This is a genomic window from Enterobacter sp. DNB-S2 (genome assembly GCF_019443845.1).
Taxonomy (GTDB): Bacteria; Pseudomonadota; Gammaproteobacteria; order Enterobacterales; family Enterobacteriaceae; genus Enterobacter; species Enterobacter asburiae_B.
The window spans coordinates 202,249-222,597 of record NZ_CP050520.1 but is presented as its reverse complement, the minus strand read 5'-3'; the positions used below and the strand labels follow the sequence as shown (position 1 = coordinate 222,597).

The 20,349-nt window shown below is 52.7% G+C and carries 15 protein-coding genes, 2 tRNA genes and 4 rRNA genes; 12 read left to right on the top strand and 9 right to left on the bottom strand.

What is annotated here, in order from left to right; all coding sequences use genetic code 11:
- Nucleotides 1-4: 4 nt before the first annotated feature.
- Nucleotides 5-514 carry a peptide deformylase gene (gene def, locus HB664_RS01135; RefSeq protein WP_006812188.1) on the bottom strand — a complete coding sequence of 170 codons (510 nt, stop codon included), beginning with the start codon at nucleotides 512-514 and terminating at the stop codon, nucleotides 5-7.
- A 127-nt stretch (nucleotides 515-641) separates the two neighbouring features.
- Here def and dprA point away from each other — a divergent pair, with 127 nt between their 5' ends.
- Genes dprA through HB664_RS01105 form a run of 6 tightly spaced genes read left to right on the top strand, consistent with a single transcriptional unit; the run spans nucleotide 642 to nucleotide 4,425 of the window.
- Nucleotides 642-1,766 carry a DNA-protecting protein DprA gene (gene dprA, locus HB664_RS01130; RefSeq protein WP_219940280.1) on the top strand — a complete coding sequence of 375 codons (1,125 nt, stop codon included), beginning with the start codon at nucleotides 642-644 and terminating at the stop codon, nucleotides 1,764-1,766.
- Nucleotides 1,738-2,211, top strand: coding sequence for a DUF494 family protein Smg (smg, locus tag HB664_RS01125; RefSeq protein WP_008503477.1), 474 nt, complete (start codon nucleotides 1,738-1,740; stop codon nucleotides 2,209-2,211). The genes dprA and smg overlap by 29 nt, the downstream gene beginning before the upstream one ends.
- Nucleotides 2,212-2,237: 26 nt before the next feature.
- On the top strand, nucleotides 2,238-2,792 hold the full coding sequence (locus HB664_RS01120; RefSeq protein ID WP_023309445.1) for a type I DNA topoisomerase: 555 nt from the start codon (nucleotides 2,238-2,240) through the stop codon (nucleotides 2,790-2,792).
- Complete coding sequence (gene tsaC, locus HB664_RS01115) at nucleotides 2,785-3,357, top strand: L-threonylcarbamoyladenylate synthase type 1 TsaC (RefSeq protein ID WP_033146781.1); 573 nt, start codon at nucleotides 2,785-2,787, stop codon at nucleotides 3,355-3,357. The genes HB664_RS01120 and tsaC overlap by 8 nt, the downstream gene beginning before the upstream one ends.
- 4 nt (nucleotides 3,358-3,361) lie before the next feature.
- Entirely contained in the window at nucleotides 3,362-4,180 is an 819-nt protein-coding gene (gene aroE, locus HB664_RS01110; protein ID WP_033146780.1) for a shikimate dehydrogenase, read from the top strand.
- Nucleotides 4,177-4,425, top strand: coding sequence for a DUF1488 domain-containing protein (locus tag HB664_RS01105; protein WP_033146779.1), 249 nt, complete (start codon nucleotides 4,177-4,179; stop codon nucleotides 4,423-4,425). The genes aroE and HB664_RS01105 overlap by 4 nt, the downstream gene beginning before the upstream one ends.
- Here HB664_RS01105 and HB664_RS01100 read toward each other — a convergent pair.
- Nucleotides 4,401-4,955 carry a gamma carbonic anhydrase family protein gene (locus HB664_RS01100; protein WP_219940279.1) on the bottom strand — a complete coding sequence of 185 codons (555 nt, stop codon included), beginning with the start codon at nucleotides 4,953-4,955 and terminating at the stop codon, nucleotides 4,401-4,403. The genes HB664_RS01105 and HB664_RS01100 overlap by 25 nt on opposite strands.
- A gap of 471 nt (nucleotides 4,956-5,426) precedes the next feature.
- Here HB664_RS01100 and HB664_RS01095 point away from each other — a divergent pair.
- The 6 genes from HB664_RS01095 (at nucleotide 5,427) to rrf (HB664_RS01070) (ending at nucleotide 10,642) form a co-directional block, all read left to right on the top strand.
- Nucleotides 5,427-6,964: ribosomal RNA gene (locus tag HB664_RS01095) — 16S ribosomal RNA — on the top strand.
- Between the two features lie 85 nt (nucleotides 6,965-7,049).
- A tRNA-Glu gene (locus HB664_RS01090) sits at nucleotides 7,050-7,125 on the top strand.
- Between the two features lie 182 nt (nucleotides 7,126-7,307).
- Nucleotides 7,308-10,208 (top strand): 23S ribosomal RNA (locus HB664_RS01085).
- A 69-nt stretch (nucleotides 10,209-10,277) separates the two neighbouring features.
- Nucleotides 10,278-10,393: ribosomal RNA gene (gene rrf / locus HB664_RS01080) — 5S ribosomal RNA — on the top strand.
- Nucleotides 10,394-10,407: 14 nt separating this feature from the next.
- Nucleotides 10,408-10,483: transfer RNA gene (locus HB664_RS01075), tRNA-Thr, on the top strand.
- 43 nt (nucleotides 10,484-10,526) lie between these two features.
- Nucleotides 10,527-10,642 (top strand): 5S ribosomal RNA (gene rrf / locus HB664_RS01070).
- Together the 16S, 23S and 5S rRNA genes with 2 tRNA genes alongside form the textbook arrangement of a ribosomal RNA operon.
- 104 nt (nucleotides 10,643-10,746) lie before the next feature.
- Here the strand turns inward: rrf (HB664_RS01070) and HB664_RS01065 are convergent.
- From HB664_RS01065 to HB664_RS01035, 7 genes are all read right to left on the bottom strand, one after another.
- Complete coding sequence (locus HB664_RS01065) at nucleotides 10,747-11,505, bottom strand: amino acid ABC transporter ATP-binding protein (protein ID WP_219940278.1); 759 nt, start codon at nucleotides 11,503-11,505, stop codon at nucleotides 10,747-10,749.
- A gap of 7 nt (nucleotides 11,506-11,512) precedes the next feature.
- Nucleotides 11,513-12,616, bottom strand: coding sequence for an amino acid ABC transporter permease (locus HB664_RS01060; protein WP_143347743.1), 1,104 nt, complete (start codon nucleotides 12,614-12,616; stop codon nucleotides 11,513-11,515).
- A 9-nt stretch (nucleotides 12,617-12,625) separates the two neighbouring features.
- Nucleotides 12,626-13,807 (bottom strand): amino acid ABC transporter permease, encoded by a 1,182-nt coding sequence (locus tag HB664_RS01055; protein WP_032639774.1) that lies wholly within the window; start codon nucleotides 13,805-13,807, stop codon nucleotides 12,626-12,628.
- Between the two features lie 67 nt (nucleotides 13,808-13,874).
- Entirely contained in the window at nucleotides 13,875-14,900 is a 1,026-nt protein-coding gene (locus HB664_RS01050) for an amino acid ABC transporter substrate-binding protein (RefSeq protein ID WP_023333654.1), read from the bottom strand.
- A gap of 473 nt (nucleotides 14,901-15,373) precedes the next feature.
- Nucleotides 15,374-15,595 (bottom strand): lipoprotein, encoded by a 222-nt coding sequence (locus HB664_RS01045; protein ID WP_008502867.1) that lies wholly within the window; start codon nucleotides 15,593-15,595, stop codon nucleotides 15,374-15,376.
- A gap of 303 nt (nucleotides 15,596-15,898) precedes the next feature.
- Nucleotides 15,899-19,012, bottom strand: coding sequence for an efflux RND transporter permease subunit (locus tag HB664_RS01040; RefSeq protein WP_219940277.1), 3,114 nt, complete (start codon nucleotides 19,010-19,012; stop codon nucleotides 15,899-15,901).
- A gap of 11 nt (nucleotides 19,013-19,023) precedes the next feature.
- Entirely contained in the window at nucleotides 19,024-20,163 is a 1,140-nt protein-coding gene (locus HB664_RS01035; RefSeq protein ID WP_064673385.1) for an efflux RND transporter periplasmic adaptor subunit, read from the bottom strand.
- Nucleotides 20,164-20,349 lie beyond the last annotated feature (186 nt).

The window sequence follows — 20,349 nt, the reverse complement described above, 5'->3', positions numbered from 1 at the left end:
GACGTTATGCGCGAGAACGCAAACGATCCAGTTTCTCTACTTTTTGACGAATACGCTGCTGTTTCAGCGGCGAGAGATAATCGATAAACAGTTTACCGACCAGGTGATCCATCTCATGCTGAATACAAATCGCCAGCAGGTCGTCTGCTTCCAGTTCGAACGGGTTACCGTCACGATCCAGCGCGCGAATTTTCACCTTTTCGGCACGCGGTACTAAAGCGCGCTGTTCAGGAATGGACAGACAGCCTTCCTCAATACCGGTTTCGCCACTCTTTTCGAGCAGCTCAGGGTTGATCAGCACCAGACGCTCATCGCGATTTTCGGAAACATCAATCACGATAATACGCTTATGAATATCCACCTGCGTCGCCGCCAGGCCAATACCTTCTTCGGCGTACATGGTATCGAACATATCATCAACGATACGCTGGATTTCTGCATTCACTTCTTTGACCGGTTCAGCGACGATGCGAAGGCGCTCGTCCGGAATATGTAACACTTGCAAAACTGCCATAAATTTCCAGAGTCGTGTTCAGGAGTTGATAAGAATACTCTCTCTATTCTAGACAAATCCCCCATCGATTGACAGCATCAGTGACCAATCGCAATGATTGCGGAGGCCGCTTATGGCAGGGGAAAGGATGACGTCTACCGAGATATGGCTACGGCTAATACACACAGGGTCTCTATGTGGTGATGTAATGCTGGAAGCGGCTGCGCGACTGCAGAAGCTGGAACACCTCAACGTGCTCGTGGTCAGAGAGGCCGGGCTGACAGCAAAGCAGGCTGAACGGTTCTTTGCACTCGATGAGAGCGAGCTGGAACGTAGTCTTGTGTGGCTTGAGCAGCCGGGACATCATTTATTAACGCCCAACCATCCCCTATATCCCCCTTTGCTCCGCACGATCCCTGATTATCCCGGGGCGTTATTCATAAAAGGTAATCCTGAGGCGCTTAATACCATTCAGCTGGCGGTGGTAGGTAGTCGTGCGCCGTCATGGTACGGCGAGCGATGGGGGAAAATCCTGTGCGAACAACTTTCTCAAAGCGGTTTCACGATCACCAGCGGGCTGGCCTGCGGTATTGACGGCGTAGCCCACAGCGCGGCGCTGTCAGTTAAGGGACGAAGCGTAGCGGTGCTGGGGAACGGTCTTTTTAGCATTTATCCGCGCCGGCATCAGGCACTGGCGATGCGGCTTATTGAATCTGACGGCGCGATAGTGTCTGAATTTCCGCTTTCCGCACAGCCCAGGCCGGCAAACTTTCCGCGTCGGAATCGGATTATCAGCGGGCTCAGCAAAGGTGTGCTGGTGGTTGAAGCGGCGCGCCGAAGCGGTTCGCTGGTCACGGCGCGATGCGCGCTCGAACAGGGAAGAGAAGTCTTCGCCTTGCCTGGACCGATAGGTAATCCCGGATGCGAGGGGCCCCACTGGCTGATTAAGCAAGGGGCAACGCCGGTAACGGAAGTAGGAGATATTCTTGAAAATTTGCAATATGGGTTGCAATGGCTGCAGGAAGATCCCGAAAAGCGACAATATTCATCAGATCAGGGAAAGGTGGCATTGCCATTTCCCAAGCTCCTGGCTAACGTAGGAGATGAGGTAACACCTGTTGACGTTGTCGCTGAACGTGCCGGCCAACCTGTGCCAGTAACGGTAGCACAGCTACTCGAACTGGAGTTAGCAGGGTGGATCGCAGCTGTACCCGGCGGCTATGTCCGATTAAGGAGGGCATGCCATGTTCGACGTACTGATGTATTTGTTTGAGACTTACATCCATAACGAAGCAGAAATGCGAGTGGATCAGGACAAATTGACACAGGATCTTACCGATGCGGGGTTTGAGCGGGAAGATATCTATAATGCGTTGATGTGGCTGGAAAAACTTGCTGATTATCAGGAAGGCCTCGCCGAACCGATGCAGCTTGCTTCTGACCCATTGTCAGTACGCATTTATACAGCGGAAGAGTGTGAAAGGCTGGACGCCAGCTGCCGGGGGTTCATCTTATTCCTTGAGCAGATTCAGGTGCTGAACCTCGAAACGAGAGAAATGGTGATAGAGCGCGTCATGGCGCTGGATACAGCAGAATTTGAACTGGAAGATCTCAAGTGGGTGATCCTGATGGTTCTGTTTAATATCCCGGGCTGTGAAAACGCCTATCAGCAAATGGAAGAATTACTCTTTGAAGTGAATGAAGGTATGCTGCACTAATTCAATGTGCAGCACCAAGAGTTGTTATGGCCAAATCAGCACTATTCACGGTGCATAAAAACGAGCCCTGCCCGCAGTGCGGGGCTGAACTTGTTATTCGGTCCGGGAAACACGGCCCGTTTCTCGGTTGTTCACACTATCCGGAATGTGATTATGTCCGTCCCCTGAAAAGCCAGGCGGATGGACATATCGTTAAAATTCTGGAGGGTCAGTATTGCCCACTCTGCGGTGGTGAATTAGCCCTGCGGCAGGGGCGATTCGGCATGTTTATTGGATGTAGCCGCTACCCGGAATGTGAGCATACGGAACAAATTGATAAGCCTGATGAAACGGCAATTGCGTGCCCTCAGTGTCAGCGCGGTCAGTTGGTACAGCGCCGTTCCCGTTATGGTAAGACTTTCCATTCGTGCGATCGCTACCCTGAATGCCAGTTCGTTATCAATTTTAAACCGGTAGCGGGAACCTGCCCTCATTGCAATTATCCGCTACTTATAGAGAAGAAAACCGCGCAAGGCATGAAACGCTTCTGCGCCAGTAAACAATGTGGAAAGCCGGTTACGGCGGATCAAAATAGTGAATAATAACCTGCCATCAGGCTCCATTGCGCATGCTGTGGACGTACTGAAAAAAGAAGAAGTCATCGCCTATCCAACTGAAGCTGTTTTTGGAGTCGGTTGCGATCCTGACAGCGAGACGGCCGTAAGCCGACTGCTTGCCTTAAAACAAAGACCCGTCGAGAAAGGGCTGATTTTGATCGCTGCGAATTATGAGCAGCTTAAACCCTATATCGATGACTCCATGCTGACGCCGGCGCAGCGCGAGACGATCTTCTCCGCGTGGCCTGGCCCGGTGACCTTCGTTTTCCCGGCGCAGCCGACTACGCCTCGCTGGTTAACCGGACGTTTTGATTCCCTCGCCGTTCGCGTAACTGACCATCCGCTGGTGGTTGAACTTTGCCTGGCATTTGGTAAACCGCTGGTCTCAACCAGCGCCAACCTGACCGGATTGCCACCTTGTCGGACAACCGAAGAAGTATTGGCGCAGTTCGGGAATGACTTCCCAGTCGCTGTCGGTGAAACGGGAGGGCGCCTGAATCCGTCTGAAATTCGCGACGCCTTGACCGGCGAACGTTTTCGCCAGGGGTAATCTCATGGAAACCTATGCTGTTTTTGGTAATCCGATTGCACACAGCAAGTCACCGTTGATCCATCAGCAATTTGCGAAGCAGCTGCAGATAAATCATCCCTATGGTCGCGTACTGGCCCCGGTGGATGCATTTATTCCAACGCTGGAGGCTTTTTTCGCCGCGGGCGGTAAAGGCGCGAATGTGACGGTTCCTTTTAAAGAGGAAGCCTTTGAACGTGCGGATGAACTGACCGAGCGCGCTTCACTGGCTGGTGCAGTCAATACCCTAAAACGGCTTGAGGATGGGCGCCTTTTGGGTGACAACACCGACGGAATTGGTTTACTTAGCGATCTGGAACGACTGTCGTTTATTAAGCCCGGGTTTCGGGTCCTGCTGATTGGTGCGGGTGGCGCATCGCGGGGAGTACTGTTGCCTCTGCTTTCACTGGACTGTGCGGTGACCATTACCAACAGAACCTTTTCCCGCGCGGAAGCGCTGGCGGCGTTGTTTGAGCATACCGGCAGCGTGAGCGCGGTAGCGCTTGACGATCTTGCCGATCGTGAGTTCGATCTTGTCATCAATGCCACGTCCAGCGGCATCAATGGCGAGATCCCGTTAATTCCTGCTTCTCTGGTCAGCGCGCATATGTACTTCTATGACATGTTTTATCAGAAAGGGAAAACGCCTTTCCTTAACTGGTGTGAACAACACGGCGCGAAGCAGTTAGCCGATGGACTGGGAATGCTGGTGGGTCAGGCCGCGCATGCGGTGCTGCTCTGGCATGGCGTGTTGCCTGCGGTCGAACCTGTCATTGAAAAGTTAAAGCAGGAGCTTTCGGCGTGAACCAGGCTATCCATTTCCCGGACAGAGAGAACTGGGATGAGACTAAACAAGCGGTCTGTTTTCCGGTGCTGGTGCAGGGGATGCAACTTACCTGTGCCATTCATGGGGAGACGCTGTTGCGCCGTTTTGGCGGTTCAGACCCGATAGCGATATTTTGTGAAAATCGCTGGGATCTGGAAGAGGAAGCCAGCGATTTAATCCGCGAACAGCAGGAAGACGATCAGGGCTGGGTTTGGTTGTCCTGATCCAAATAGTCATTCTTCCAGTTAACGTAGTTGTTCGCCGAGTATTTTAATCCTTCGATCTCCGCCTCCTTCAGGGGGCGGATCTGTTTTACCGGGCTTCCCAGATAGAGATAGCCACTCTCCAGCCGTTTGTTCTGCGGGACCAGGCTACCGGCACCAATCATTACGTCATCTTCTACTATGACGCCATCCAGCAAAATCGACCCCATGCCAACAAGTACGCGATTCCCGATAGTGCAGCCGTGAAGCATCACTTTATGGCCGACGGTAACCTCTTCTCCAATGATGAGGGGATTACCGTCCGGGTTATAGGAGGATTTGTGCGTGACATGCAGAACGCTACCGTCCTGAATATTGGTACGGGCGCCAATCGACACATAGTTAACATCTCCCCTGATGGCGACGAGGGGCCAGATGCTGACATCATCGGCCATTCGGACATCGCCGATCACCACGCTGCTGGCATCGATCATCACGCGATCGCCTTTTGGGGGGAACAGATCTTTATAAGGACGTAATACTGCGGGCATATCTACCTCTAACAATGAGCGCTATACAGAAGACTTTGATCATATTAATGGATCGCGGCAAGGCAAAATACGTCAATATTTAAGCAGATCGGGCGGGATTTCAGCGAAAAGCGCGGAAAATCAGCAGTCGGAAAAAAAGATCTAAAAAATACTTGTGCTAAAAAATGGGATCCCTATAATGCGCCTCCATCGACACGGCGGATGTGAATCACTTCACACAACAAGCGGTTCGGTTGAAGAGAAAAATTCTGAAATAACGGGTTGACTCTGAAAGAGGAAAGCGTAATATACGCCACCTCGCAACGGTGAGCGAAAGCCGCGTTGCACTGCTCTTTAACAATTTATCAGACAATCTGTGTGGGCACTCAAAGTGACATGGATTCTTAACGTCGCAAGACGAAAAATGAATACCAAGTCTCTGAGTGAACATACGTAATTCATTACGAAGTTTAATTCACGAGCATCAAACTTAAATTGAAGAGTTTGATCATGGCTCAGATTGAACGCTGGCGGCAGGCCTAACACATGCAAGTCGAGCGGTAGCACAGAGAGCTTGCTCTCGGGTGACGAGCGGCGGACGGGTGAGTAATGTCTGGGAAACTGCCTGATGGAGGGGGATAACTACTGGAAACGGTAGCTAATACCGCATAACGTCGCAAGACCAAAGAGGGGACCTTAGGGCCTCTTGCCATCAGATGTGCCCAGATGGGATTAGCTAGTAGGTGGGGTAACGGCTCACCTAGGCGACGATCCCTAGCTGGTCTGAGAGGATGACCAGCCACACTGGAACTGAGACACGGTCCAGACTCCTACGGGAGGCAGCAGTGGGGAATATTGCACAATGGGCGCAAGCCTGATGCAGCCATGCCGCGTGTATGAAGAAGGCCTTCGGGTTGTAAAGTACTTTCAGCGGGGAGGAAGGCGATAAGGTTAATAACCTTGTCGATTGACGTTACCCGCAGAAGAAGCACCGGCTAACTCCGTGCCAGCAGCCGCGGTAATACGGAGGGTGCAAGCGTTAATCGGAATTACTGGGCGTAAAGCGCACGCAGGCGGTCTGTCAAGTCGGATGTGAAATCCCCGGGCTCAACCTGGGAACTGCATTCGAAACTGGCAGGCTAGAGTCTTGTAGAGGGGGTAGAATTCCAGGTGTAGCGGTGAAATGCGTAGAGATCTGGAGGAATACCGGTGGCGAAGGCGGCCCCCTGGACAAAGACTGACGCTCAGGTGCGAAAGCGTGGGGAGCAAACAGGATTAGATACCCTGGTAGTCCACGCCGTAAACGATGTCGACTTGGAGGTTGTGCCCTTGAGGCGTGGCTTCCGGAGCTAACGCGTTAAGTCGACCGCCTGGGGAGTACGGCCGCAAGGTTAAAACTCAAATGAATTGACGGGGGCCCGCACAAGCGGTGGAGCATGTGGTTTAATTCGATGCAACGCGAAGAACCTTACCTACTCTTGACATCCAGAGAACTTTCCAGAGATGGATTGGTGCCTTCGGGAACTCTGAGACAGGTGCTGCATGGCTGTCGTCAGCTCGTGTTGTGAAATGTTGGGTTAAGTCCCGCAACGAGCGCAACCCTTATCCTTTGTTGCCAGCGGTTAGGCCGGGAACTCAAAGGAGACTGCCAGTGATAAACTGGAGGAAGGTGGGGATGACGTCAAGTCATCATGGCCCTTACGAGTAGGGCTACACACGTGCTACAATGGCGCATACAAAGAGAAGCGACCTCGCGAGAGCAAGCGGACCTCATAAAGTGCGTCGTAGTCCGGATTGGAGTCTGCAACTCGACTCCATGAAGTCGGAATCGCTAGTAATCGTAGATCAGAATGCTACGGTGAATACGTTCCCGGGCCTTGTACACACCGCCCGTCACACCATGGGAGTGGGTTGCAAAAGAAGTAGGTAGCTTAACCTTCGGGAGGGCGCTTACCACTTTGTGATTCATGACTGGGGTGAAGTCGTAACAAGGTAACCGTAGGGGAACCTGCGGTTGGATCACCTCCTTACCTTAAAGAACCTGCCTTTGTAGTGTCCACACAGATTGTCTGATGAAAAGTAAATAGCAAGGCGTCTTGCGATTGAGACTTCAGTGTCCCCTTCGTCTAGAGGCCCAGGACACCGCCCTTTCACGGCGGTAACAGGGGTTCGAATCCCCTAGGGGACGCCACTTGCTGGTTCGTGAGTGAAAGTCACCTGCCTCAGTATCTCAAAACTCATCTTCGGGTGACGTTTGAGATATTTGCTCTTTAAAAATCTGGATCAAGCTGAAAATTGAAACGACACACATGTTATGTGTGTTCGAGTCTCTCAAATTTTCGCAATCAGAAGTGAAACATCTTCGGGTTGTGAGGTTAAGCGACTAAGCGTACACGGTGGATGCCCTGGCAGTCAGAGGCGATGAAGGACGTGCTAATCTGCGAAAAGCGCCGGCGAGGTGATATGAACCTTTGACCCGGCGATGTCCGAATGGGGAAACCCAGTGCAATTCGTTGCACTATCGTTAACTGAATACATAGGTTAACGAGGCGAACCGGGGGAACTGAAACATCTAAGTACCCCGAGGAAAAGAAATCAACCGAGATTCCCCAGTAGCGGCGAGCGAACGGGGAGCAGCCCAGAGTCTGAATCAGCTTGTGTGTTAGTGGAAGCGTCTGGAAAGTCGCACGGTACAGGGTGACAGTCCCGTACACGAAAGCACACAGGCTGTGAACTCGAAGAGTAGGGCGGGACACGTGGTATCCTGTCTGAATATGGGGGACCATCCTCCAAGGCTAAATACTCCTGACTGACCGATAGTGAACCAGTACCGTGAGGGAAAGGCGAAAAGAACCCCGGCGAGGGGAGTGAAAAAGAACCTGAAACCGTGTACGTACAAGCAGTGGGAGCACCCTTGTGGTGTGACTGCGTACCTTTTGTATAATGGGTCAGCGACTTATATTCTGTAGCAAGGTTAACCGTATAGGGGAGCCGAAGGGAAACCGAGTCTTAACTGGGCGTTAAGTTGCAGGGTATAGACCCGAAACCCGGTGATCTAGCCATGGGCAGGTTGAAGGTTGGGTAACACTAACTGGAGGACCGAACCGACTAATGTTGAAAAATTAGCGGATGACTTGTGGCTGGGGTGAAAGGCCAATCAAACCGGGAGATAGCTGGTTCTCCCCGAAAGCTATTTAGGTAGCGCCTCGTGAACTCATCTTCGGGGGTAGAGCACTGTTTCGGCTAGGGGCCATCCCGGCTTACCAACCCGATGCAAACTACGAATACCGAAGAATGTTATCACGGGAGACACACGGCGGGTGCTAACGTCCGTCGTGAAGAGGGAAACAACCCAGACCGCCAGCTAAGGTCCCAAAGTCATGGTTAAGTGGGAAACGATGTGGGAAGGCACAGACAGCCAGGATGTTGGCTTAGAAGCAGCCATCATTTAAAGAAAGCGTAATAGCTCACTGGTCGAGTCGGCCTGCGCGGAAGATGTAACGGGGCTAAACCATGCACCGAAGCTGCGGCAGCGACGCTTAGGCGTTGTTGGGTAGGGGAGCGTTCTGTAAGCCGTTGAAGGTGTGCTGTGAGGCATGCTGGAGGTATCAGAAGTGCGAATGCTGACATAAGTAACGATAAAGCGGGTGAAAAGCCCGCTCGCCGGAAGACCAAGGGTTCCTGTCCAACGTTAATCGGGGCAGGGTGAGTCGACCCCTAAGGCGAGGCCGAAAGGCGTAGTCGATGGGAAACAGGTTAATATTCCTGTACTTGGTGTTACTGCGAAGGGGGACGGAGAAGGCTATGTTAGCCGGGCGACGGTTGTCCCGGTTTAAGCATGTAGGCGGAGGTTCCAGGTAAATCCGGTACCTTATTAACGCTGAGGTGTGATGACGAGGCACTACGGTGCTGAAGTAACAAATGCCCTGCTTCCAGGAAAAGCCTCTAAGCATCAGGTAACACGAAATCGTACCCCAAACCGACACAGGTGGTCAGGTAGAGAATACCAAGGCGCTTGAGAGAACTCGGGTGAAGGAACTAGGCAAAATGGTGCCGTAACTTCGGGAGAAGGCACGCTGATATGTAGGTGAAGCCCCTGCGGGTGGAGCTGAAATCAGTCGAAGATACCAGCTGGCTGCAACTGTTTATTAAAAACACAGCACTGTGCAAACACGAAAGTGGACGTATACGGTGTGACGCCTGCCCGGTGCCGGAAGGTTAATTGATGGGGTTAGCGGCAACGCGAAGCTCTTGATCGAAGCCCCGGTAAACGGCGGCCGTAACTATAACGGTCCTAAGGTAGCGAAATTCCTTGTCGGGTAAGTTCCGACCTGCACGAATGGCGTAATGATGGCCAGGCTGTCTCCACCCGAGACTCAGTGAAATTGAACTCGCTGTGAAGATGCAGTGTACCCGCGGCAAGACGGAAAGACCCCGTGAACCTTTACTATAGCTTGACACTGAACACTGGTCCTTGATGTGTAGGATAGGTGGGAGGCTTTGAAGCGTGGACGCCAGTCTGCGTGGAGCCAACCTTGAAATACCACCCTTTAATGGCTGGTGTTCTAACGTAGACCCGTGATCCGGGTTGCGGACAGTGTCTGGTGGGTAGTTTGACTGGGGCGGTCTCCTCCCAAAGAGTAACGGAGGAGCACGAAGGTTAGCTAATCCTGGTCGGACATCAGGAGGTTAGTGCAATGGCATAAGCTAGCTTGACTGCGAGAGTGACGGCTCGAGCAGGTGCGAAAGCAGGTCATAGTGATCCGGTGGTTCTGAATGGAAGGGCCATCGCTCAACGGATAAAAGGTACTCCGGGGATAACAGGCTGATACCGCCCAAGAGTTCATATCGACGGCGGTGTTTGGCACCTCGATGTCGGCTCATCACATCCTGGGGCTGAAGTAGGTCCCAAGGGTATGGCTGTTCGCCATTTAAAGTGGTACGCGAGCTGGGTTTAGAACGTCGTGAGACAGTTCGGTCCCTATCTGCCGTGGGCGCTGGAGAATTGAGGGGGGCTGCTCCTAGTACGAGAGGACCGGAGTGGACGCATCACTGGTGTTCGGGTTGTCATGCCAATGGCACTGCCCGGTAGCTAAATGCGGAAAAGATAAGTGCTGAAAGCATCTAAGCACGAAACTTGCCCCGAGATGAGTTCTCCCTGACCCTTTAAGGGTCCTGAAGGAACGTTGAAGACTACGACGTTGATAGGTCGGGTGTGTAAGCGCAGCGATGCGTTGAGCTAACCGATACTAATGAACCGTGAGGCTTAACCTTACAACGCCGAAGCTGTTTCGGCGAAGAGAGAGACACGATTTTCAGCCTGATACAGATTAACAGAATTTGCCTGGCGGCTTTAGCGCGGTGGTCCCACCTGACCCCATGCCGAACTCAGAAGTGAAACGCCGTAGCGCCGATGGTAGTGTGGGGTCTCCCCATGTGAGAGTAGGGAACTGCCAGGCATCAAATTTAGCGTGCTGATATGGCTCAGTTGGTAGAGCGCACCCTTGGTAAGGGTGAGGTCCCCAGTTCGACTCTGGGTATCAGCACCACTTTATACTTAGGTTAAAGTTCGGCAAGAAGTAAAAGAATTTGTCTGGCGGCTTTAGCGCGGTGGTCCCACCTGACCCCATGCCGAACTCAGAAGTGAAACGCCGTAGCGCCGATGGTAGTGTGGGGTCTCCCCATGTGAGAGTAGGGAACTGCCAGACATCAAATAAGTGAAAAGGCCATCCGAAAGGATGGCCTTTTTGCGTTTATGGGCGAAAAAAGGTAGGCCGGGTAAGGCGAAGCCTCCACCCGGCAGAGCAAACACCTAATGAATTACCTGTGACAGGAATGCTCGCGTACGTTCTGACTTCGGATGGGCAAAGAACTCATCCGGCGGCGCCTGTTCAACAATCTCGCCGCGGTCCATAAAGATCACCCGGTCGGCCACGGTTCGCGCAAACCCCATCTCATGCGTCACACAGAGCATGGTCATACCGGATTGTGCCAGCCCAATCATGGTGTCCAGAACCTCTTTCACCATTTCCGGATCGAGGGCAGATGTCGGTTCATCAAACAACATAATTTTCGGCTTCATACACAGCGAACGGGCGATAGCCACACGCTGCTGTTGGCCACCCGATATCTGGCCAGGGAACTTATTGGCATGCTCTGCGATACGTACGCGTTCCAGGTAGTGCATTGCCAACGCCTCCGCTTCCTTTTTCGGCATCTTTCGTACCCAAATCGGCGCAAGCGTACAGTTCTGCAGAACGGTCAGGTGCGGAAACAGATTAAAGTGCTGAAATACCATTCCTACTTCCTGACGTACGCGTTCGATATTGCGGATATCTTCATTCAGCTCGATACCATCAACCACAATGCGTCCTTGATGATGTTCTTCAAGATGATTAATACAGCGAATTGTTGTGGATTTTCCGGAGCCCGAAGGGCCGCAAAGGACGATGCGTTCTCCCTGCTTTACCTTAAGATTAATGTCCCTCAGGACATGAAATTGTCCGTACCATTTATTCACATTTTCCAGCGTAATCATCGCGTCGGCGGGTGTCATAGTTATTTGGCTCATAATTTCCTCAGTGCGGTGTACGCCCGGTGTTAAAGCGCTTTTCCAGATGCTGGCTGTAGCGCGACATGCTAAAACAAAAGATCCAGTAGATCAGGGCAGCAAAGACATATCCTTCGGTGGACATACCCAGCCAGACAGGGTCAACTGTTGCCTGTTGCACGCTGCTAAAGAGATCGAACAATCCGATAATGATCACCAGGCTGGTATCCTTGAAGAGGGCAATGATCGTGTTGACCAGACCCGGAATGACCAGCTTGAGTGCTTGTGGGAGAATGACCAGTCCCTGCGTTTTCCAGTAACCGAGAGCCAGTGATTCCGCCGCTTCGTACTGACCTTTAGGCAACGCTTGCAGACCACCACGTACAACTTCAGCGACATAGGCGGACTGGAAGAGAATCACCCCCACCAGGGCTCGGATCAGCTTGTCGATGGTTGTTCCCTCTGCCATAAACAGCGGCAGCATGACCGACGACATAAACAACACGGTGATAAGCGGTACGCCGCGCCAGAACTCAATGAAGATAACGGAGAGCACGCGGACGATCGGCATTTTTGAACGCCGTCCTAGGGCCAGTAAAATCCCCCACGGTAAAGCACCGGCTATCCCCACTGAAGCGATAATCAGCGTCAGCGTCAGCCCGCCCCACTGGCGTGTTTCAACGCGTTCCAGTCCCAGGAAACCGCCATACAACAGTACCCAGACAATAATCGGATAAACTACGGCCCAGGCAGCAATATAGCGTCCAAGATGTGGCAGCTTTTTCCAGAACATAGCCGCGACAGAGAGCAGGCCGATAACCAGCGCCAGATTTATCCGCCAGCGCTGTTCATGGGGATACAATCCATACATGAACTGGCCGAAGCGCTCATGAATAAACACCCAGCAGGCGCCGGCTTTTGTGCAGTCAGCTCGGGTTGAACCGACCCAGTTGGCCTGTAAAAACGCCCAGTTCAGCAGGGGAGGAATCAATTCCCACATGAGCCACAGGCAGACAATCGTCAGCAGGCTGTTACTCCAGTTGGAGAACAGATTCTTACGCGCCCACAGAATGAAACGTCCAACTGTCGAGTTGGCAGGGCGCGAGGAGTGCGACAGTATCGCTTTTGTCATCATAGATCCTTAGCGCTCGACCAGTGCTATACGGCGGTTATAAAGGTTCATCAGCAGTGAAATCACCAGGCTGATGATCAGATAGACAGACATCGTGATGGCGATGGTTTCAATGGCTTGTCCGGTCTGGTTAAGCACGGTTCCGGCGAAGAGTGACACCATATCCGGATAACCAATCGCAGCGGCCAGCGACGAGTTTTTGACAATATTGAGATACTGGCTGGTCAGGGGTGGAATGATGACCCGTAAAGCCTGCGGAATGATGACCTGGCGAAGCGTCACGGTATGGGGTAATCCCAGCGAGCGTGCCGCCTCATGCTGTCCATAAGGAACGGCCTGGATCCCTGCACGGATAATCTCTGCGATAAACGCGGACGTATAAATCGACAGCGCCAGCGTCAGGGCTGCCAACTCGGGAATTAATACCATCCCGCCCTGAAAGTTAAAGCCCCGCAGATGTGGAATATCCCAGTGCAAAGCGGCCCCGAACAGCCAGTGTGCAATTAGCGGCAGGCTAACGATCAGGACAACTGCCGTGGGCCAGGTTCTACGAAGCTGACCGGTTTTGATCTGATGCTTGCGGTTAAAACGGAATACCCCCGCAGAGAGCGCAAGCGCTATCACAATCGCGCCGATAAAAGCGTACAGCCCTTCACCCGGCTGAGGAGAAGGAATGGACAACCCACGGTTACTCAGGAAAAACAGCTCAAACGCGTCGACGGCCTGGCGGGGACCGGGAAGGTTACGCAGTACGGCGAAATACCAGAAGAAGATCTGCAGGAGCGGGGGGATATTGCGGAACGTCTCGATGTAAACAGTCGACAGTTTCCGCAGAAGCCAGTTTTCAGAAAGACGCGCCAGGCCAATAAAGAAGCCCAGTATCGACGCGAAGACGATACAAAGCGCCGATACCAATAGCGTATTCAGTAAACCGACCACGAACACGCGTCCGTACGTGTCACCTTCCTGGTAATCAATAAGGTGCTGAACAATACCAAACCCCGCGCTGCGATCTAAAAACGCGAAACCGGAAGTAATGCCGCGGTTATTCAGGTTGGTGATGGTGTTATGGATGAGATACACGGCGATGAGAACAACCGCAACAATAGCAATAATCTGGAATAGCCAGGCGCGGACCGCGGGATGAGAAAAGGATAGCGATCCTTTTACGGCTGAGCGGCGATGGGACATAAAGAAACCTCAGTAACCATGACTCTGGAGTGGGCACTGCCGGAGCAGTACCCGTTACAGCTATGACTTAACGTACTGGTGGTGCGTACTGAATACCGCCGTTGTTCCAGAGATTGTTCTGGCCGCGTTTGATCTTCAGCGGGCTTTCCGATCCCACATTGCGCTCAAAGATCTCAGAGTAGTTGCCCACCTGTTTGATGATGTTGTAAGCCCACTTGTTATCCAGCTTCAGATCCTTGCCGAAATCACCTTCTTTACCGAGCAGGTGCGCCATATCCGGGTTGGATGGCTTAGCGGCTTTCTCATCAACGTTTTTAGAGTTGATGCCCATCTCTTCTGCGTTCAGCATGGCAAACAGCGTCCAGCGAACAATGGAGAACCAGTCTTCATCACCACGACGAACGACGGGGCCGAGAGGCTCTTTGGAGATGACTTCAGGCAGGACAATCCACTCAGCCGGGTTGCTCAGCTTAATGCGTAAGGCATACAGCTGTGACTGGTCAGAGGCCAGCGTGTCGCAGCGGCCGGATTCCAGCGCTTTGGCCGATTCATCCGAGCGGTCGAATGTCACCGGGGTGTATTTCATGTTGTTTGCTTTGAAATAATCCGCGACGTTCAGCTCGGTATCGGTGCCCGCCTGGATACAAACGGTGGCGCCATCCAGTTCCTTAGCGCTTTTCAGGCCGGCTTTATTGTGGGTCAGGAAGCCGATGCCGTCATAATATGTCACGCCCGTAAATGACATCCCCATGCCTGCATCACGGGAGGAAGTCCAGGTGGTATTACGGGAGAGCATGTCGACCTCGCCGGACTGCAGCGCCGTAAAGCGTTCTTTCGCCGTCAGCGGGGTGTATTTTACTTTGCTGTCATCGCCAAAAACGGCGGCTGCAACGCCACGGCAGACATCCACATCAATACCGGTAAATTTGCCGTTCGCATCGGCATAAGAGAAGCCAGGCAAACCGTCACTGATACCACATTGAACAAAACCTTTCTTTTTAACGGCATCCAGTGTCGTTCCCGCATGGGCTTGACCGGCTACGGCAAACAACATGCCTGCAGCGGCCAGGCTGGCTATCATCGTCTTTTTCATAATGCATCCTGTGTGGCGAAATTTATCGTTATAGAGGCGTTTTTAAACGCTTTACCTGTCTGTGGCTTTGGCCAACGTTTATAAAGCAAACGTAATGCCAGTTTTGCGTTCGACAAAATAAGAGACGAGTGAACGCTTAATGCTGAGTGTAGACAGGCTTAAATAAAACGAGCGCCCCGAAACGGTGCGAAATTACAACCTGTGCCACAAATCGGAGCAAAAGTTGCGAGTTGGGTCAGGAAAAAGAAGAGATAGTTTTCAGCGTGAATATTGGCAGGGTATTCAATAATCTTAATGTGTGAAAATCATCACGATAGAATAAGTAATTTGAATGAATATGCGAAAAAGTTGTGACTGACTTCAGGCTTAGATTAATTTAGTGAATATTTACAGGGCTATTTTTTTACTTATTTGAAAATATTGCACTCATTAAAAGCAAAAGCGCGGCCAGAGCCGCGCTTTCTCAACAGATGTTACTTCGTGAGGGCAACAATACCCAGTGTTAAACCCGCTACTGCGGCAGCACCGCCGGCGATAGCACCCGCAGTCTCCCAGTTATCCTGGGTGGTGCCTTTCATACAGGTATTGGTATGAACCAGTCGGCCCTGGTCGTCGTAAACCGGTACACATGGAGAATCGTGCGCGCAACCAGCAAGCAGCGCAGCGAGAAGTGCAACGGAAATGAATCTTTTCATGATGTTACCTCAGTATTATTTCTCATCCGCTATAAAGCCAGGAGGGCTATTAACGAACTGGAGGTTATTTTACCACCGGGGTAAGTCCTCGTTACACGAGGAATAATCTCAAATTATGTAGTTTGTAAAAATCGTGGAGAAAAGTCGGTTTCAGGAGGAATTAATGGAGACATTATGGAGTTGCAAGAGACTGTTTTTACTTAATGCAAATCATCATATTCTTAATGCTTCCTTTATGTAAAACCTAATTGGTTGTTTAAGTTAAAAATAAAAAGGCACCAGAGGTGCCTTTTCAGGGAAACATTAACCTTTATGGTGCGTAAACCGTCGCCGAACAACCACAAAGAAAACGGGCACGAAGAAAATCGCCAGAAGCGTTGCGGAAAGCATTCCCCCCATAACGCCCGTACCGACGGCGTTTTGCGCGCCGCTCCCGGCCCCGGTGCTGATCACCAGCGGCATGACGCCAAGAATAAAGGCCAGAGACGTCATCAGGATCGGTCGAAGGCGCATCCTGGAAGCTTCCAGCGTGGCTTCAATAATGCCTTTGCCTTCTTTATCCATCAGGTCTTTAGCAAATTCGACGATCAGGATGGCGTTTTTCGCCGATAAACCAATCGTCGTCAGCAGGCCGACCTGGAAATAGACGTCATTGTTTAACCCGCGCAACGACGCTGCGAGAAGAGCCCCAATGACCCCAAGCGGCACAACCAGCATAACGGAGAACGGAATGGACCAGCTTTCATACAGCGCAGCCAGGCACAGGAACACCACGATCAGTGAAATGGCGTACAGGGCAGGCGCCTGGTTACCCGAGAGCCGCTCCTGATAAGACATCCCCGTCCAGTCATAGCCGATGCCGGAAGGCAGTTTTGCCGCGAGACTTTCCATCATAGCCATGGCCTCACCGGTGCTTTTACCCGGGGCTGATTCACCCAGGATCTCCATAGAGGGCATCCCGTTATAGCGTTCCAGACGAGGTGAACCATACACCCAGCGAGCGTTGCTGAAGGCGGAGAACGGGACCATTTCCCCATTCGCGCTGCGCACGTAAAGGTTGTTAATATCTCCCGGCAACATACGGAATTTTGCGTCGGCCTGTACGTAGACCTTTTTCACTCGGCCATGATCGATAAAGTCATTCACATAGGTGCCACCTAAGGCCGTCGAAATCGTCTGGTTGACGTCAGAAAGGCTGACGCCCAGCGCCTGCGCTTTCTCCTGATCGACATCCAGCTTGAACTGAGGCGTATCTTCAAGACCGTTAGGGCGCACGCGAACCAGCAGGTCAGGGTGCTCATGCACCATGCTGAGCAGTTGGTTACGCGCCTGCGTCAGCTGGGTATGCCCCAGGTTGGCCTGATCGATCAATTCAAAATCGAAGCCCGTGGCGGTACCCAGTTCGATAATTGCAGGCAGGTTAAACGGGAACACGAGGCCATCTGTAATTTGACTGAAGGCTTTTGTCGCGCGGCTCAAAATGGCTTCGACGCCGTTTTCCGCCCCCGGGCGCTCCTCCCAGGGCTTCAGGCTGACGAAGGCGATACCGGCGTTCTGACCCTGGCCGCTAAAGCTAAAGCCGTTTACGGTAAAGACGGATTCCACGTTCGCCTTTTCGTTGTTCAGATAGTAGTCCTGAACCTGATCGAGGACCTGCTGAGTACGCGTCTGGGTTGCACCCGCCGGGAGTTGAACCATCGTCATAAACACCCCCTGATCCTCTTCGGGCAGGAAGGAGGTAGGCAAGCGCAGGAAGAGCACCGCCATCCCTCCGACGATAATGACGTACACCGCCAGATAGCGCCCTGTCTTACGCAAAATACCGCTCACGCTGTTGCTGTAGTGATCCACGCTTTTATCAAAGAGCGCATTAAACCAGCCGAAGAAGCCGCCTTTCTTCTCATGATGGTCGCCGGATACGGGCTTAAGCAACGTTGCGCAGAGTGCGGGCGTCAGGATTAGCGCAACCAGTACGGACAACGCCATCGCGGAAACGATAGTCAGCGAGAACTGGCGATAGATCGCCCCCGTTGAGCCGCCAAAAAAGGCCATCGGAATAAAGACCGCCGAGAGCACCATGGCGATCCCCACCAGTGCACCCTGGATCTGCTCCATCGACTTCTGCGTGGCCTCTTTCGGCGGCAGTTTGTCTTCGACCATGACGCGTTCAACGTTCTCAACGACCACGATAGCGTCATCGACCAGCAGACCTATCGCCAGCACCATACCGAACATCGTCAGGGTGTTGATGGAGAAACCGAATGCCGCCAGAACCGCAAAGGTACCCAGCAGAACGACCGGCACCGCGATAGTCGGGATGAGCGTCGCCCGCAGGTTTTGCAGGAACAGGTACATGACCAGGAAGACGAGAATGATTGCTTCAAACAGGGTCTTCACCACTTCGTGAATGGAGATTTTCACAAAAGGGGTGGTGTCATAGGGATAGACAACTTTCAGCCCCTGCGGGAAGAACTGCTGCAGTTGCGCCAGCTTGCTCTTAATGGCTGCCGCGGTGTCCAGCGCATTTGCCCCGGTTGCCAGCTTAATCCCCAGGCCGGTTGCCGCCTGCCCGTTGATTTTAGTGACCATGTTGTAGTTTTCGCCACCCAGCTCAATACGAGCCACGTCCTTCAGATGAACCATCGAGCCGTCCTGATTCACCTTGAGCGTCACGCGGCCAAACTCTTCCGGTGATTTCAGGCGGGTTTGCGCGATGATCGAGGCATTCAGCTGTTGCCCGGGAATGGACGGCGTTCCGCCCAGCTGGCCTGCTGCTATCTGGTCGTTCTGCGTTTTCAGCTGGTTGATAATATCCTGCGGCGTCAGCTGGTATTTGTTCATCGCGTTGCTGTCGAGCCAGATGCGCATCGCATACTGAGCGCCAAACAGCTGAACGTCACCGACGCCAGACGTTCGGCTGATGGCATCTTTGACGTTCGAAGCGACATAGTCAGAGATGTCATTCTGCGTGAGATTTTTGTTGTCTGAAACAAAGCCGGCGACCAGCAGGAAGCTGCTGCTGGATTTCTCCACGCCAATCCCTTGCTGCTGAACCTCTTGCGGCAGCAGCGGCATGGCGAGCTGCAGCTTGTTCTGCACCTGTACCTGGGCGATGTCCGGATCGGTTCCTGACTCGAAGGTCAGGGTGATGGTGACATTACCCGCTGAATCGCTGGTGGAGGACATATACATCAGCTTATCGATACCGTTCATGTTCTGTTCGATAACCTGGGTCACGGTATCCTGCACCGTTTGAGCGTCCGCTCCCGGGTAAGTCGCGGATATCGCCACGGCGGGAGGAGCAATGGTCGGATACTGTGCGACGGGAAGTTTGAGAATGGCCAGCCCGCCTGCAATCATCAAAATGATGGCAAGTACCCAGGCGAAAACCGGTCTTTGAATAAAGAAATTAGCCATGTCGTCGTCCCTTAACCGGCTGGCGTCGTGGTGATATCAGGCGTGGCGACGACGGTTACCCCGGGTCTGACTTTCTGTAGCCCGCTGACAATCACGCGGTCACCGTTTTTCAGCCCTTCCGTCACCAGCCAGCGATCGCCAATTGCCTGAGGGGCCACGACGGTTCGCGGCTCAACCTGATTTTTATCATTCACCACCAGGACGGTTGCATCGCCTCGCGGTGTACGGGTCACGCCTTGCTGTGGTACCAGAATCGCCTCCGGCTGGGTGCCTTCATCAATGCGGGCGCGAACGAACATGCCGGGTAACAACAGATGCTGAGGGTTCCGGAAAATGGCGCGCAGGGTAATCGAGCCGGTACTTTCATCGACCGTGACGTCAGAGAACTGCAATGTGCCTTTTAGCGGGTAGGGCTGCCCGTTCTCCATCAGCAGCTCAACGTTGCTGGCGATATCACCTTTTTGCAGGCTTGTCTGTTTCAGGCGCATAAAATCATTACTGGACTGGGTGACATCAACATAAATCGGATCGAGAAGCTGGACCGTTGCCAGCGCTGCGGCTTGCCCGTTCGTCACCAGCGCCCCTTCGGTCACGCTGGATTTTCCGATACGACCATCAACCGGAGAGGTCACTTTGGTGTAGGCAAGGTTGATACGTGCGCTCTCAACACCCGCTTTTGCGGCAACCACGCTGGCATCTGCCTGCTGAGCCGTCGCCACGGCCTGGTCATACTCCTGCTTACTGACATACTGGGTGCCTACCAGAGGGAGATAACGTTTCACCGTCAGGTGCGCAATATTGGCCGCCGCCTGAGCCTTCGCCAGTTCGCCTTTCGCGCTGTCATAGGCTGCCTGATAGGGCGCAGGATCAATCTGGTAAAGTGACTCGCCCGCTTTTACATCGCTACCCTCCGCGAAGTTACGGCGCAGGATAATGCCGCTAACCTGAGGACGAACCTCCGCAACGCGAAATGCATCTGTTCTGCCCGGGAGTTCAGTGGTGACCGCCAGAGGCGCGCTTTTCACAATATGCACGCTGACCTGAGGCGCCTGCTGGTGTTGCTGTTGATTTTCCTGACCATCGCATCCAGTGAGCAGTACCGCGCAGACAATGAAACCGGATAAGGGCAAACGTCTGAAATGATTCGTCATTACTGTTCCTTTAAATACCCATTCACCGATATATGCCGCGAATCGGTAGCAGGGGCAGAGGGATAAAAATAAAATGTAGCTGCGTATAATAATGAGGGTATTTAATGTTTTTTAATTTATAAGTGCGAATGACCATGCTCGTAGAAAAAATCAGAATCAGACCGGGTCCATTCAGGGATATACTTC

What these genes read in the sequence shown, in the direction of transcription:
- aroE (WP_033146780.1), top strand. Translation starts at nt 3,362, where the DNA reads ATGGAAACCTATGCTGTTTTTGGTAATCCGATTGCACACAGCAAGTCA.
- HB664_RS01040 (WP_219940277.1), bottom strand. Translation starts at nt 19,012, where the DNA reads ATGGCTAATTTCTTTATTCAAAGACCGGTTTTCGCCTGGGTACTTGCC.
- HB664_RS01045 (WP_008502867.1), bottom strand. Translation starts at nt 15,595, where the DNA reads ATGAAAAGATTCATTTCCGTTGCACTTCTCGCTGCGCTGCTTGCTGGT.
- dprA (WP_219940280.1), top strand. Translation starts at nt 642, where the DNA reads ATGACGTCTACCGAGATATGGCTACGGCTAATACACACAGGGTCTCTA.
- HB664_RS01050 (WP_023333654.1), bottom strand. Translation starts at nt 14,900, where the DNA reads ATGAAAAAGACGATGATAGCCAGCCTGGCCGCTGCAGGCATGTTGTTT.
- HB664_RS01120 (WP_023309445.1), top strand. Translation starts at nt 2,238, where the DNA reads ATGGCCAAATCAGCACTATTCACGGTGCATAAAAACGAGCCCTGCCCG.
- HB664_RS01065 (WP_219940278.1), bottom strand. Translation starts at nt 11,505, where the DNA reads ATGAGCCAAATAACTATGACACCCGCCGACGCGATGATTACGCTGGAA.
- HB664_RS01035 (WP_064673385.1), bottom strand. Translation starts at nt 20,163, where the DNA reads ATGACGAATCATTTCAGACGTTTGCCCTTATCCGGTTTCATTGTCTGC.
- smg (WP_008503477.1), top strand. Translation starts at nt 1,738, where the DNA reads ATGTTCGACGTACTGATGTATTTGTTTGAGACTTACATCCATAACGAA.
- HB664_RS01100 (WP_219940279.1), bottom strand. Translation starts at nt 4,955, where the DNA reads ATGCCCGCAGTATTACGTCCTTATAAAGATCTGTTCCCCCCAAAAGGC.
- def (WP_006812188.1), bottom strand. Translation starts at nt 514, where the DNA reads ATGGCAGTTTTGCAAGTGTTACATATTCCGGACGAGCGCCTTCGCATC.
- HB664_RS01060 (WP_143347743.1), bottom strand. Translation starts at nt 12,616, where the DNA reads ATGACAAAAGCGATACTGTCGCACTCCTCGCGCCCTGCCAACTCGACA.
- HB664_RS01055 (WP_032639774.1), bottom strand. Translation starts at nt 13,807, where the DNA reads ATGTCCCATCGCCGCTCAGCCGTAAAAGGATCGCTATCCTTTTCTCAT.